Raw genomic sequence first — 13,683 nt, forward strand, 5'->3', positions numbered from 1 at the left:
ACGGAGCAACCGATCCTGCACCCCGACGGTCCCGGCCCGGCCCGTCTTCTAGCGGCCAGCAGGCCTAGCCGCCCTAGCTGGCCTTTGCCTGGCGGGCCCGGTAGGCCGCGACATGTGCCCTGTTGGCGCAGTTGCCGGTGTCGCAGTACCGCTTCGAACGGTTGCGGGTGAGGTCCAGGACCACCGCATCACAGTCATCGCCTTCGCACACCAGCATGCGGTCCATCTCCTTGCTCCGGATCACGTCCACCAGGGCCATGGCCGCCTCGGTTCCCATCCTGTCCGCCAGCGGCGCCTCGCGGGTGGTCGCATGCAGGTGCCAGTCCCACTGGTCGTGCTTCATCAGCTGCGGCAGTGCGCTGGCATCGCGCAGCAGGCGGTTCACGGATTCCACGGCTGAATCCTCATCCGAGGTCCACACGCCGGCGAGTTCACTGCGCAGTTTATGGACGCTGGCCAGTTCCGCTGCGTCGCGCGCCCGTGACCCGCTGAAGCCTTCGGCTTCAAGGAAACGGTCCAGGTCTGCCACGGTACCCAGAGTTTCCGTGCCGTTGGCGGCGCTGTTGATCAGATGCACCACGGTGCGCAGCGCCACCTCAGTGTCAGGGGCAAAGACCATCTTGACTCCTTACAGGGCCGGGCGTAATGTCATGACCATTACCCCACTTTACTCCTGACAGGAGGCGACAATGCCTGCCGCCACCAACCCGGCCGGGACCGCCGGCCACATCACAGCCAGCCGCGGCTTTTTGGCCTCGGGCCTTGGAATCGCGCTGTTCTCCTCCGCCGTCTTCGGCATCTCAGGATCTTTCGCCAAGGCGCTCCTGGAAACGGGCTGGTCTCCCGGGGCCGCGGTGACCGCGCGCCTCACCGGCGCCGCCCTGATCCTTGCCATTCCGGCCATTCCTGCCCTGCGCGGCAGGTGGCACCAATTGCGGGACAACTGGGTCACGATCGTGCTGTTCGGCCTCATCGGTGTGGCCGCCTGCCAGCTGTTCTATTTCAACGCGGTGGCCCGCCTTTCGGTCGGAGTGGCGCTGCTCCTGGAGTACCTGGCCCCGGTGATCATTGTTCTCTGGCTCTGGGCCGCCGGCCGGAAACGGCCGCGCGCACTGACCTTCGGCGGGACGCTGCTGTCCCTCGCCGGGCTGGTGCTGGTCCTTGACCTCACCGGCACCGTCAAGATCGATGTGGTCGGCGTGCTCTGGGGGATCGCGGCAGCGGTGTGCCTGGCCATGTACTTTTTCATCACCGCCAAGGAGAACGATTCCCTGCCACCGATCGTCCTTGCCTCCAGCGGCCTCATGGTGGGAGCGGCCGTGATGTGGCTGGCCGCCGCAACCGGACTGCTTCCCATGGCTTTCAGCACCGCGGACACCAAACTTGGTCCGTGGGTCACGCCGTGGTGGGTCTCGTTGGGCGGCCTGGTGGTGCTGGCAACAGTCCTGGCCTACGTATCCGGAATCATGGCCGCCCGGGCCCTCGGCTCCAAGGTGGCATCCTTCGTTTCGCTGACCGAGGTGCTCTTTGCCGTGATCTGGGCATGGCTGCTCCTCGGCGAACTGCCGGGTGCCATCCAGCTCCTGGGCGGGGCGCTGATTGTTGGCGGCGTCATCCTGGTCAGGCTCGATGAACTGCGGGGCCAGGCCAAGGCCGCCGCTCCGGTGGTGGACGAGGAAGCACCCCGGCGGAAGGCGCCATCACCGCTGGAGCACGCGAACGACGTCGAACCCGTCCCCTGACTGCCGGTCCGCCTCCAACTGCGCTGGGCGCTGCGTAAACGCCAACGGGCCCGGACACTGTGTTGTGTCCGGGCCCGTTGGTAATCCTGCTGTGGCTAGTGTGAAGCGTCCGACTGCTCCTGGGCGTTCCGCGTGGCCTTCTGGCTGGCTTCCTTCAGTGATTCAGCGACCCGCGTCAGCTGGGTCATGTGCTCACCCTTCCACTGCTGCTTGAAGGCGTCCGCGTCCGGGCCCATCCACTGCGTGGAGTCCAGCAGGGTGTTCAGGTTGTTCTTCTGCTGCTCGATCTCGTTTGCACCATGCTGCAGCTTGGTGCCGAGAGTCCTGAGCTGTTCTACATCTGCGCCCCACAAAGCCATGAGTATTCTCCTTAGTCTTGGATCCGATCCAGGTCGGCATCCCCAGCGGCCCCCGGCTGATCCGGAAGATCCATTACCTAGAACCTATCCCGGCCCCAAAACACTGTCGATGGGGACCGCTGCCCATGCACCACTCCCCATGGGCGGAAGGCCTCCAACAGCACGAAGCAGGGGGTCGATCCCAGGCGTTCCAGAGCCTAGCATGGCCTTATGTGCCGGAATATCCGAACCCTCCACAACTTTGAACCGCACGCCACCTCTGAGGAGGTGCACGCCGCCGCCTTGCAGTATGTGCGCAAAATCAGCGGCAGCACCAAGCCGTCGAAAGCCAACGAGGAAGCTTTTGCCGAGGCCGTGCATGAGATCGCCCATATCACCCAGCACCTCCTGGACTCCCTGGTCAGCCACGCGCCGGCCAAGGACCGCGAGGAGGAGGCCGCCAAAGCACGGGCGAGGGCTGCGGTGCGCTTCGGCACGGCCTGAGTACCGGCCGGCGGGGTCGCCCGCCTGAGGTTGTTACCTGCCGAAGCTGCGCAGCCGCAGTGAGTTCGCCACCACCAGGACCGAGCTCGCCGCCATGGCGCCGCCGGCAATCATCGGATTGAGCAGGCCCAGCGCGGCCACGGGGATGCCCACCGCGTTGTAGAAAAAGGCCCAGAACAGGTTGGTCCTGATCGTCGCCAGGGTCCTGCGGGACAGTTCGATGGCCTGCGCCACCTGGCCCAGGTCGTTGCCCATCACGGTGAGGTCCGCGGCCTCGATGGCCACATCGGTGCCCGAACCCATGGCGATGCCGAGGTCCGCCTGGGCAAGGGCGGCGGCATCGTTCACGCCGTCCCCCGCCATTGCCACAATGGCTCCGCCGGCCTGCAGCCTCCGGACAGCATCCACTTTCCCGGCCGGCAGCACTCCGGCAAACACATCCTCCGGTGAAATGCCGACGGCGTCCGCCACCTGCGCGGCGACGGCGGCGTTGTCGCCGGTCAGCAGGATGGGCCGGAGCCCCAGGGCCTTAAGCCGTCTGATGGCTTCCGCGGATCCCGGCTTGATGGTGTCCCGGAGGCTGATGATGCCCGCCGCGGTCCCGTCCAGCGCCACCCAGATGGCCGTTGCCCCGGATGCCTCGGCGGCCTGCAGAGCCTCCTGCTGTTCGCGGGAGATGTGGACGCCGTTATCGTGCAGCCAGCCGGTTCGGCCGGCCAGCACCGGTCGGCCTTCCACGGTGCCGGCCACGCCCCCTCCCGGTGCCGAGCGGAACTGCCCGACGGCGGGAAGCCGCCCGCCGTCGTCGTTCTGACCGTCCCGGCTCCGGGGCGGACGTGCCGTCAGCGCCGCCGGTTCACTGGTCTGGGTGAGGGCGGCTGCTGCAATGGCGTGGGCGATGGGGTGCTCCGAGGCTGCCTCCACGGCGCCGGCGAGGCGCAGGACCTCGGACGCGGTGAACCCCTCAAAAGCCATGGCATCGTCAACGGCGAGCTGGCCGCTGGTGACCGTTCCGGTCTTGTCCAGCAGGATGGTGTCCACGGTACGGGTGTCCTCGAGCACCTGCGGGCCTTTGATCAGGATGCCCAGTTGGGCGCCGCGGCCGGTTCCGGTGAGCAGCCCCACCGGGGTGGCCAGTCCCAGCGCGCAGGGGCAGGCGATGACCAGAACGGCGACGGCGGCGGTGAAGGCGGCGCGCAGTTCGGCTTCGCTGACGGCCGGGCCCGCCAGGAACAGCCACGCCGCGAAGGTCAGGGCGGCGATGACCAGGACCACCGGCACGAACACGGCGCTGATCCGATCGGCCAGGCGGGCGATTGGTGCCTTGCCTGTCTGGGCCTGGGAAACCAGCCGGGCCATCTGCGCCAGGGTGGTTTCGGAACCCACACGGGCGGCACGGACCAGCAGCCGGCCCGAGGTGTTGATGGTGGCTCCGGTGACCTTGCTGCCCGGGCCTACCTCCACAGGTACCGACTCGCCGGTGACCAGGGACGCGTCCACGGCGGAGTTGCCCTCGACCACCACGCCGTCCGTCGCGATCTTTTCGCCGGGCCGGACCACGATGACGTCATCCACCTGGAGATCTTCGGCCGGGATCTTGGTTTCGCTGCCGCTGCGCAGGACCGTGGCGTCCTTCGCGCCCAGGTTCAGCAGTGCCTTGAGTGCGTCGCCGGCTTTCTGTTTGGCATTTGCCTCCAGGAAACGGCCAAGAAGCAGGAACGTGGTGACGACCGCAGCCACCTCAAAGTAGAGCCCGCCAGGTTCCATCCCCTCCATCCCCGGGTGTTCCGTCATCCGGGGGTTGCTGGACAGCTGCCAGGCCGAGAAGACGTAAGCGGCAATCACTCCGATGGACACCAGCGTGTCCATGGTGGATGCCAGGTGGCGGGCATTGATGGCCGCGGCCCGGTGGAACGGCCACGCCGCCCAGCTGACGACGGGCAACGCGAGAGCCGCCGCCACCCAGCCCCAGTTTGCAAACTGGAAGGCAGGGACCATGGAGATCAGGAAGACCGGCACCGTGAGGACGGCTGCCACGATGAGCCGCGGCCGCAGCTCTTGTGCCGCGCCGCCGTGCGCCATGTGGTCACCTTGCGCACCGCCGCCGTGTGCCATGTGGTCGCCTTGCGCACCGCCGCCGGCCACTTGCTCGGCATGCTCGCTCGTGCCTCGCTTAGACGCATGCTGCCGCAAGTCCCCGGCGTCGCCGCTCGCGGGTGGGGCGCCGATCCCGTCGTGCCGGACGCTCTTGTTCGGGTAGCGCGGTTGGCGGACCCTTGCCTTGTATCCCGCCGCTGCCACGGTGGCGGTGATCTGTTCGTCCGTGATGCCTGCTGGGACTTTTACGTGGGCGGATTCGAGGGGGAGGTTGACCGAGGCTTCCACGCCCCCGAGCTTGCCGAGCTTCTTCTCCACCCGGTTCACGCAGGAGGCGCAGGTCATGCCCTCGATATCAAGGTCAACCACCCGGCTCTCACCAGGATGGAGATGCTCAGTGCTCACGGCGTTTCCTCTGTTCGGTGGAAGATTCAGGCCTCGTTGGCCACTACCAGGTACCCGGCCTCGGCTACGGCCTCGCCGATCTCGGAAGGTGAGAGTTCCTGGCTGGAAGTAATGGTGACAGTGGAGACGCCGCCTGCATTAAGGTCGACGTCGACCGCTTCGACGCCGGCGAGCGATTCAAGTTCTTCGCTCACCGATGAGACGCAGTGGCCGCACGTCATACCCGAAACGCTGACAGTGGTGGAGGTGGTGCTCATGGCTGGCTCCTTTGTGGGGGCCGGCGCGGTGCCGGCGAATGGGTGGTTTAGCGAAGCAGGCGGCCGATGGCATCGGCCGCTTCCTTGACCTTGACGTCGATAGCTTCGGCCCGGAGTGCGGGATCGGGCTCAGAGGCAGCTCCGACGACACAATGGCCGATGTGCTCCTCCACAAGCCCAAGGCTGACGGCGTGCAGGGCCTTGGTGACGGCCGAAACCTGGGTCAGGATGTCGATGCAGTACTTGTCCTCGTCAACCATGCGGGCAATGCCGCGGACCTGGCCCTCAATGCGTTTGAGCCGGCGCAGGTAAGCGTCTTTGTTCCCGGTGTAGCCATGCTCAGGCGGGGAGCCTGGGCCGTGGGCCGGCTCCAAAACAGCGTCTTCCGGTGCATTCATAGTGCCAACATATACCCCATGGGGGTATCCCGCAAGTACCCCCTGGGGGTATTGGCTTACCCGGGCCAGGAAGGGACGTGCCTGCATCGCCTGTTCCCCGGCAGCCGCGGCGCCTGGAATTGGGCATTAAAAAGCTCCGGAGTGCGTTATTGGGGGATACGCACTCCGGAGCAGTATTTGGAGCAGATTAGCGATCCACTCCATCGGGCTGGATCGTTCTGCTTGAATCAGCTTACTTGCCGGTAGAGCCGTCCGCCACCACCTCGAATAACTACTTTCGCTTTATTATTTCGAGGCACCTCAGCCATGGGTTTTGCGGCATCTTCGGCCTCAGCCGGCGTCCTCGTGCGCAGGCATCCGGTACGGAACCACCAGGACCGGCCGGGTCTGGTGATGGCTAAGCCATGCTCCAACTGAGCCATTGAGTGCTTCTGAAATCCGGTGCGCGAGCCCCCGCTCCGAGGTCCCCACGATAATCATGGGGGCGTTGGTCTCCGCGGCCAGCCGGGCGAGGGCGCGGGCAGGATCCCCTGCCAAGGTGCGGAGGGTCCAGTTGATGGCAGGGTCTCCGGCAGTGCCGACGGCGTCTTCAATGACTGCCCGGATCCCCATCGTCACGGCACGGACATCCTCATCATCCTTCTCGGGATGAAGGGACAACCTGTGCGCGGACCGGGCCGGATCCCACTCCACCAGGTAACTCGCCTCATCAACGTAGGCGCAGAGCATCGGGGCGGAGAGCCGCGCCGCCAGCTGCGTTGCCGTTCGGAGGACCTCGGGGTGTTGGTCGGGCATCACACCAACCAGCAGTGGGGGTGGACCGCTGAATCGTTCTGGAGTCATAGCTCATTCTCTGCCCGGCCGGCGTACTTGAACAGGCCCCTGAGCAGGGGCTTCGTTATGCCGGGGAGGCGGAGACCACCACGTTCTTGCCCCACGGGTCTTCCGTGTAGCAACTGATCAGCACAAGCCGGCTGGGCACCATGTCCCAGATGGGGCTGTCCTTGAGGGCGGCCTTGAGGTAGGTGTTCACGCTGTCCACGCGGTAGCGGATGGTTCCGGTGGCGGTAACGACGTCGAATTCGTCGCCAACGACCGCCGCGGAGCTGAGGTGGTTGAACGGGGCGTCCTGGCCCTCCCAGCTGTGGCCGATGACGTAGGTGGTGTTCTTCGAGCCGTTCCCCGGAACACCGAACGGCGTCAGCCAGTAACCGTCCTTGGTGGTGGGCGGCACGATGGTCTCGTTTTCGACGGCGGTGCTGTCCGGTTCCAGCGGATGGACGGCCGTGTCCATGGCAGCTTTCGGGTAGATGATGCGCTGCGGGGCCGAAGCCTCCGGCAGGACCGGTCCGGCGGATACCGGTACCGCAGCCGGCGCGGATGCCGCCGGGGTGGCAGGGACGCCCGAAACTGCCAGGGGCAACGGCAGTTCGAAGACCGACGACGTCCCGGCGGAATAGGCGGCCGTGTCTGTTCCCGGCGTGGGGGCCCCGTGCTGGTCCAGCAGCGGGCCACCAAACGTGAAAGACAGGAAACCCATGACGCCGCAGGCAAGGATGGCGATGTCTGCGCGGTTCAAGCCGCGGCGCCGCTTCGGCACTTCGTGCCGTCCGGATTGCTTTGCCACGATGCTCCTCTCGGCGTTTTGGAAAGTGTGCTTACAGAAAGGGCGCCCCGCCGTGATCTGGCGGGGCGCCCTCGTGTCAGTCCGGCCCAGTCCGAACTGCGGCCTTAGTCTGCGTGTGCTTCCAAGGACCTGCGGCGGATCGCAACCACTGCACCCGCACCGAGCATCACGCCCAGGCCCGCGAGCCAGGTGGGGGCACTCTCACTTCCGCCCACGGCAGTCTGCGCGTTGAAACCCTGGTTGGTGCCCTGGCTGACAGCGACTGCCCCGGTGGCCGCCGGCGTCTTACCTGTGACGGCTGTCGTCGCCGGTGCCTGGACCACGACCGGTGACTGCACCACCGGTGCTTCCACCACGGCCGGCGGGACCACCGTTTGTTCGACCGGCGGTACTACAACGGCCGGTTCGACCGGTGGTACCACAACGGCCGGTTCGACCGGCGGTACTACAACGACCGGTTCGACGGGCGGGACGACGACGGGTGGCACCACCGGCGGGTACACCGGAGGTTCCTCGCCCGGCGGCAACGGGGCGCAGTTGGCGATGTAGGTGATCTTCCCGTCGTTCGTCCAGTTCAGGCCGCCCGGTATGGAAGAGTTCGGCGGGATGATGTCATCGGGATGCCCGGCGTGGCCGCTCAGGCCGTTCACGTTGAATGCAATTGCATCCCACACGGTTGCGCCTGTTCCGCCGGCGTGGCAGACGACCACCTGATTAGGAGCGGCCATGGCCGGTGCTGTCAGGCCGATCAGCCCCAGCCCCAAGACGCCCAGTGTGGCGAATGTACGTTTCATTGTTTTCTCCCCAGTTTGTGTGAAACGGACCATGACGAGGGGGAGTAGCGGTGACTCTGAGTGCCCCAGCAGCACGGTCAGCTTGCTTGTCACTTCAGGCTAGGGTGGCCGCAAGAGGCAGTCGCGAGTAGAGGGTACTCGACTTTGGAAGCCGCTGAACTGCGGCGATACCTGCTACTACGCGGAAACGAGGGAACACTACTTGGTCCCTCAGCTGTCAGCCGGCCCCCAATATCGGGACCCTTGAACGTGGACATGGGCGCGCCTAACGTTGAGTCATACGAAAGGGCGTGACGGGCATGGAAATCTACATGTGGTGGCTGGACCTGGAGCTGGCATCCAAGGAATGGCTCCGGGAAAACCTGCGTGCCGAGGAGCTGCCCCTGGCGGTGCTGCAGGGGATCGCCGAGGCGGGAGGACCCCACCCTGAGAATCCCGTTGCAGTCCTCACGGAGGCGGACTGGGATTTCATCGAGACCCAGTCGGAATTCGTGGACTAGGCGTGCGGGAGTAAGCGGGGCGTAAGTCTTTGCTGCCCACAAACCGTTGCAGCCTTAGGGCCTGAGTGGTTGCATGGGGTGCATGGCAACCACAGAGAGTTTTGTCCTGGCGATCGGAACTAAAAAAGGCCTTTGGCTGGCTACCAGCCGGGACCGGAGGCAGTGGTCCTTCTCCGGTCCGCACTTCCTGATGAGCGAGATTCCCAGCATTGGCATAGATACCCGGGACGGACGGACCCGGATCATGGTGGGCGTCAGGTCCGAGCATTGGGGCCCTACCGTGGCCCACTCAGATGACCTTGGCGCCACGTGGACCGAGCCCGAACAGGGAGCCATCACGTTTCCCGAAGACACCGGAGCCGCCGTCGAGCGCATCTGGCAGATCTATCCGGACGCAGAGTCGCGGCCCGGCGTCGTGTGGGCAGGCGCCGAACCCATTTCCGTGTGGAAATCCACCGACGGCGGCGAGCACTTCGAACTGAACCGCGGACTGTGGGACCACCCCCACCGCAGCGAGTGGGGTGCCGGCTACGGCGGCGCCGCCGCCCACTCGATCGTGGTCAACCCGGCAGGCGACAACGTCCACATCGCCATGAGCACTGGCGGCGTGTACCGCTCGCTCGACGGCGGCACCTCCTGGGAGGCCAGGAACAAGGGTATTTCGGCCCGCTTCAATCCCGATCCCTACCCCGAATTCGGCCAGTGCGTGCACAAGATTGCCGCGGATGCCGCCGTCGAGGGCCGCCTCTACGCGCAGAACCACCACGGTGTCTACCGCACGGACGACAACGGCGAGCATTGGGAGTCGATCGCTGACGGGCTCCCGGCGGACTTCGGCTTTGTGATGCTCACCCACCCCCGCCGGGAAGGGACTGCCTGGGTGGTTCCGCTGAAGGCCGACGGCGAACGCATCCCCCCCGAAGGAAAGCTCGCCGTGCACCGCACGGACGACGCCGGGGCCACCTGGAAGCGGCTGGCTGCGGGCCTGCCTGAGGGGGAGTACAACAGTGTGCTCCGGGACGCCGCGGGCGTGGATTCGGCCGAGCCGGCCGGAGTCTACTTCGGCACCCGCGGCGGCACGGTGTACGCCAGCGCGGATGAGGGCGAGACGTTTGCTGAAGTGGTCAGCCATCTCCCGGACGTTTTGTGTGTCCGCGCCGCCGTCGTCGCAGGGGCGGGGCTGTCCGAGTCTCGTGTTCCGGAAACGGCGGCGGCCCAGGGTGCCTGATATCAGCGTGGTGCTGCCGAGTATCCTGCAGCCGCTGGCCGGCGGGCAGTCCATCCTGACTTCGCCCGCAGACGGGCCAGTGACGGTGCGAAAGCTCCTGGACTCGGTAACGGGGGACTACCCGGTGCTGGCCAGGCGCCTGCGGGACGAGACCGGCGCGCTGCGACGCTACGTGAATATCTACGTGGACGGCGACGAAGTGCGCAGGCTCCAGGGCCTGGAAACTGAAGTGGCGGACGGCCAGGAAGTGCTGATCATCCAGTCGGTGGCCGGCGGGTAGGCCGGGCGGCTCCAAAACGGCGGGCAGTCCTGACTGACTACGCCCGCCGTTGTGGTGTTGTTGGTGTGTGGAACGCCGTTTGCCTTCTCAGGCGATGCGCCACACGCTGCATTCGTCCGTATTGATCGCCTTGCGCATTCCTGTGTGGCGGTCCATGATCCAGACGACGCCGATGCCCGGGGCGGTCTCCTGGACGCTTCCGCGCCGGATCACGACGTCGTCGTAGCTTGGCCCCACTGAGAGGCGCGCTTCGATTTCGTCGCCGCGGTGGAGCTGGTCCAGGGCGCGGACCCGGGTTACATGGGCTTTGACTTCCTTCAACATGGCTGGGGCCTCCTGGACTGGAGCTGGGCGCCTGCGCTTGCCGGCAGTTCCAGTGTGGCGGGGCATTGTTGCGCCCGCGTTTCCTGACGGTTAGGGGCCGGTTAGATCTCGGCGCCCCGAACGCCGGTCAGTCCGCGACGCTGCTGCGGTACGTTGCCAGGAACGTGGAGATGCGGCGCACGGCTTCCTCGATGTCCAGGACCGACGGGAGGATCACAAAGCGGAAGTGGTCCGGCGCCGGCCAGTTGAAGGCCGAGCCGTGGGAGACCAGGATCTTCTGGTCCTGGAGGAGGTCAAGGACGAACTGCTCGTCACTTCTGATGGGGTAAAGCTCCGGGTCAAGGCGCGGAAACAGGTACATGGCTCCGGCGGCGGGGACGCACGTGACGCCGGGAATGGCCGTCAGGAGCTTGTAGGCGAGGTCTCGCTGGTCGCGCAGCCTGCCGCCCGGCCGCACCAGCGCCTCGATGCTTTGGTAGCCGCCCAGGCAGGTCTGGATTGCATGCTGGGCCGGGACGTTGGGGCACAGGCGCAGCGATGCGAGGAGTTCGAGTCCTTCGCGGTAGGCGGCGGTGGCGGCGAGGGGGCCGGTGACTGCCACCCAGCCTGCCCGGTATCCGGGCATCCGGTAGGCCTTGGACAGGCCGCTGAACGTCAGGCAGCACACGTCTTCAGCCACGGAGGCTGTGTGGATGTGCGTGGCTTCCTCGTACAGCACCTTCTCGTAGATCTCGTCAGAGAACAGGACCAGGTTGTGCTTTCGTGCCAGCGTGGCGAACTGTTCCAGGATGTGCCGCGGGTACACCGCACCCGTGGGGTTGTTGGGGTTGATGATCACGATCCCCTTGGTGCGGCTGGTGATCTTTGACTCGACGTCGGCCATGTCCGGCCACCAGTGCTCCGCCTCGTCGCAGAGGTAGTGCACGGGCTTGCCGCCGGTCAGGGTCACCGCGGCCGTCCAGAGGGGGTAGTCGGGTGCCGGGACCAGGATCTCGTCGCCGTTTTCCATAAACGCCTGCAGGCACATCGAGATCAGCTCGCTGACGCCGTTGCCGATGAAGATGTCCTCCACGCCGATCTGCATGAGCCCGCGGGTCTGGTAATACTGTGAGATGGCGGTCCGGGCGGAGAAGATGCCCTTGGAATCGCTGTAGCCCTGCGCGCCCCTCAGGTGGTGGATCATATCCACCACGACGGACTCCGGCGCTTCCATGCCAAACGGCGCGGTGTCCCCAAGGTTCATCTTGAGGATCCTGTGTCCCTCGGCCTCCATGTTCTTGGCCGCCTGGAGGATGGGCCCGCGGAGTTCGTACCGGACGTTCTGGAGTTTGCTGGAGTGTTGCATAGCGCGCATGGTTGATCTTTTCACAGCTGGGGCCATTGACCGCAGTACCCGCGGGAACCAGACTTTCACTGAGCCTGCATCCCGCCGCGCCGCGTCCCAGGAGGAAGCCATGACCAGCCAGGAAACCCAGCCGGAAACAGCCCGCCGAGCGGGCAGGGAATGGTTCAAAAGCGCAGTGGTCTACCAGATCTATCCCCGCAGCTTCGCCGATTCCGACGGCGACGGCGTGGGCGACCTCCGCGGGATTATCGGCCGGCTGGACTACCTCCGGAACCTGGGTGTCGACGTCGTCTGGCTGTCCCCGGTCTACCGCTCGCCGCAGGACGATAACGGCTACGACATCAGCGACTACCGGGACATCGACCCGGTCTTCGGCGACCTTGGCACGCTGGACGAACTGCTGGCCGGCCTGCACGACCGCGGCATGAAGCTGGTGATGGACCTGGTGGTCAACCACACCTCGGACGAGCATCCGTGGTTTGTCGAATCCCGCTCGTCCAAGGACAACCCCAAACGGGACTGGTACTGGTGGCGGGCTCCGCGGGACGGCGCAGAGCCCGGTGCGCCCGGGGCGGAACCGAACAACTGGGGATCCGCGTTCTCCGGTCCGGCCTGGGAGTACGACGCCGCCAGCGGCGAGTACTACCTGCACCTGTTCTCGAGGAAGCAGCCCGACCTGAATTGGGAAAACCCGGAGGTCCGGGCAGCCGTCTACGACATGATGAACTGGTGGTTGGACCGGGGCGTGGACGGCTTCCGGATGGACGTCATCAACTTCATCTCCAAGGACCCGTCCCTGCCGGACGGCCCGCGCGCGGACGGCATGCTTTATGGCGACGGCGGTCCGTACTTCATCTGCGGCCCGCGGATCCACGAGTTCCTCCAGGAGATGCACCAGGAAGTCTTCGCCGGCCGGGACAAGGACCTGCTGACCGTGGGCGAAATGCCCGGCGTCACCGTGGAGGACGCCGTGCTGTTCACCGATCCTGCCAGGGAGGAGGTGGACATGGTGTTCCAGTTCGAGCACGTGGCCCTGGACCAGGAGGGCGGCAACAAATGGCGGCCCAGGAAGCTCCTGCTGACCGACCTGAAGAAGTCCCTGGGCCGCTGGCAGGAGGCGCTGGGGGAGCGCGGCTGGAACAGCCTCTACTGGGGCAACCACGACCAGGCCCGGGCCGTGTCCCGGTTCGGCGACGACGGCCAGTACCGCGAGCTGTCCGCCAAGATGCTGGCCGCCGTCCTGCACCTGCACCGCGGCACGCCCTACGTCTACCAGGGCGAGGAACTGGGCATGACCAACATGACCTTCGGCGCCATCAGCGACTACCGGGACATCGAGGTCCTCAACCACCACCGGGAAGCCACCACCCACCTCGGCCACACCGACGCCGAGGTCCTGGCCGCGCTGGCCCCGCTCAACCGGGACAACGCCCGGACCCCGGTGCAGTGGGACGCCAGCCGCCATGGCGGCTTCACCACGGGTGCGCCCTGGATCGCCGTCAATCCGAACGCCAACACCATTAACGCGGCCGCGCAAGTGGACGACCCGGAGTCCGTCTACAGCTTCTACCGACGGGTCATCGAACTGCGCCACACGGATCCGGTGGTGGCCTACGGGGACTTCACCATGCTGCTTCCCGACGACGAACACGTCTACGCGTTCACCCGCTCGCTGCCGGACGCGGAACTGCTGGTGCTGGGCAACTTCTCCGGTTCAGTCCAGAAAGCCGACACCGGGGATCCCGCCTGGGCGGGCGCCGGCCAGGTGCTGGGAAACTACCCGTCCGACGGCGGCATGGACCTCCGGCCGTGGGAAGTGCGGGTTCTGCGCCGGAACCGGTAGC

Annotated in this window: 16 protein-coding genes; 6 read left to right on the forward strand and 10 right to left on the reverse strand. The window is 66.1% G+C overall.

The window, feature by feature from the left end:
* Positions 1-73: 73 nt before the first annotated feature.
* Positions 74-619, reverse strand: a complete 546-nt coding sequence (locus ABV518_RS06335) for a CGNR zinc finger domain-containing protein (RefSeq protein ID WP_367765996.1) — start codon at positions 617-619, stop codon at positions 74-76.
* A gap of 70 nt (positions 620-689) precedes the next feature.
* On the opposite strand from ABV518_RS06335, the gene ABV518_RS06340 reads away from it, so the two are divergent.
* Positions 690-1,742: a DMT family transporter gene (locus ABV518_RS06340; protein WP_367765997.1), complete on the forward strand. Its 1,053-nt coding sequence runs from the start codon at positions 690-692 to the stop codon at positions 1,740-1,742.
* 95 nt (positions 1,743-1,837) lie between these two features.
* Here ABV518_RS06340 and ABV518_RS06345 read toward each other — a convergent pair whose 3' ends face one another.
* Positions 1,838-2,101, reverse strand: coding sequence for a WXG100 family type VII secretion target (locus tag ABV518_RS06345; RefSeq protein WP_367765998.1), 264 nt, complete (start codon positions 2,099-2,101; stop codon positions 1,838-1,840).
* A gap of 210 nt (positions 2,102-2,311) precedes the next feature.
* On the opposite strand from ABV518_RS06345, the gene ABV518_RS06350 reads away from it, so the two are divergent.
* Positions 2,312-2,584: a DUF2277 domain-containing protein gene (locus tag ABV518_RS06350; RefSeq protein ID WP_310166583.1), complete on the forward strand. Its 273-nt coding sequence runs from the start codon at positions 2,312-2,314 to the stop codon at positions 2,582-2,584.
* Between the two features lie 33 nt (positions 2,585-2,617).
* Here the strand turns inward: ABV518_RS06350 and ABV518_RS06355 are convergent, their stop codons facing one another.
* The 6 genes from ABV518_RS06355 to ABV518_RS06380 form a co-directional block, all read right to left on the reverse strand.
* Positions 2,618-5,086, reverse strand: coding sequence for a heavy metal translocating P-type ATPase (locus ABV518_RS06355; RefSeq protein WP_367765999.1), 2,469 nt, complete (start codon positions 5,084-5,086; stop codon positions 2,618-2,620).
* Between the two features lie 26 nt (positions 5,087-5,112).
* Entirely contained in the window at positions 5,113-5,343 is a 231-nt protein-coding gene (locus ABV518_RS06360) for a heavy-metal-associated domain-containing protein (protein WP_367766000.1), read from the reverse strand.
* 47 nt (positions 5,344-5,390) lie between these two features.
* The gene (locus ABV518_RS06365; RefSeq protein ID WP_310166590.1) at positions 5,391-5,741 is read right to left on the reverse strand and encodes a metal-sensitive transcriptional regulator; all 351 of its coding nucleotides are present in this window, start codon (positions 5,739-5,741) and stop codon (positions 5,391-5,393) included.
* Between the two features lie 330 nt (positions 5,742-6,071).
* On the reverse strand, positions 6,072-6,584 hold the full coding sequence (locus ABV518_RS06370) for a universal stress protein (protein ID WP_367766001.1): 513 nt from the start codon (positions 6,582-6,584) through the stop codon (positions 6,072-6,074).
* Between the two features lie 55 nt (positions 6,585-6,639).
* On the reverse strand, positions 6,640-7,368 hold the full coding sequence (locus ABV518_RS06375; protein ID WP_367766002.1) for a class F sortase: 729 nt from the start codon (positions 7,366-7,368) through the stop codon (positions 6,640-6,642).
* A 104-nt stretch (positions 7,369-7,472) separates the two neighbouring features.
* Positions 7,473-8,162, reverse strand: coding sequence for a hypothetical protein (locus ABV518_RS06380; RefSeq protein WP_367766003.1), 690 nt, complete (start codon positions 8,160-8,162; stop codon positions 7,473-7,475).
* Between the two features lie 299 nt (positions 8,163-8,461).
* Here ABV518_RS06380 and ABV518_RS06385 point away from each other — a divergent pair, with 299 nt between their 5' ends.
* The 3 genes from ABV518_RS06385 to ABV518_RS06395 all read left to right on the forward strand — a co-directional run bounded on the left by ABV518_RS06385 (position 8,462) and on the right by ABV518_RS06395 (position 10,170).
* Positions 8,462-8,662: a hypothetical protein gene (locus ABV518_RS06385; RefSeq protein ID WP_131131978.1), complete on the forward strand. Its 201-nt coding sequence runs from the start codon at positions 8,462-8,464 to the stop codon at positions 8,660-8,662.
* 73 nt (positions 8,663-8,735) lie between these two features.
* Positions 8,736-9,890 carry a WD40/YVTN/BNR-like repeat-containing protein gene (locus ABV518_RS06390; RefSeq protein WP_367766004.1) on the forward strand — a complete coding sequence of 385 codons (1,155 nt, stop codon included), beginning with the start codon at positions 8,736-8,738 and terminating at the stop codon, positions 9,888-9,890.
* Positions 9,883-10,170 (forward strand): MoaD/ThiS family protein, encoded by a 288-nt coding sequence (locus ABV518_RS06395; RefSeq protein WP_367766005.1) that lies wholly within the window; start codon positions 9,883-9,885, stop codon positions 10,168-10,170. Before ABV518_RS06390 ends, ABV518_RS06395 begins: the two co-directional genes overlap by 8 nt.
* Before the next feature lie 87 nt (positions 10,171-10,257).
* Here the strand turns inward: ABV518_RS06395 and ABV518_RS06400 are convergent, their stop codons facing one another.
* Both ABV518_RS06400 and ABV518_RS06405 read right to left on the reverse strand, forming a co-directional pair.
* Entirely contained in the window at positions 10,258-10,494 is a 237-nt protein-coding gene (locus tag ABV518_RS06400) for a hypothetical protein (RefSeq protein ID WP_131131975.1), read from the reverse strand.
* Positions 10,495-10,621: 127 nt separating this feature from the next.
* Positions 10,622-11,848 (reverse strand): pyridoxal phosphate-dependent aminotransferase, encoded by a 1,227-nt coding sequence (locus ABV518_RS06405; protein WP_131131974.1) that lies wholly within the window; start codon positions 11,846-11,848, stop codon positions 10,622-10,624.
* A gap of 100 nt (positions 11,849-11,948) precedes the next feature.
* Between ABV518_RS06405 and ABV518_RS06410 the strand changes: the two genes are divergently transcribed.
* Positions 11,949-13,682, forward strand: coding sequence for an alpha-glucosidase (locus ABV518_RS06410; protein WP_367766006.1), 1,734 nt, complete (start codon positions 11,949-11,951; stop codon positions 13,680-13,682).
* Position 13,683 lies beyond the last annotated feature (1 nt).

The sequence above is a fragment of the Arthrobacter sp. HS15c genome, assembly GCF_040812005.1.
Taxonomy (GTDB): Bacteria; Actinomycetota; Actinomycetes; order Actinomycetales; family Micrococcaceae; genus Arthrobacter.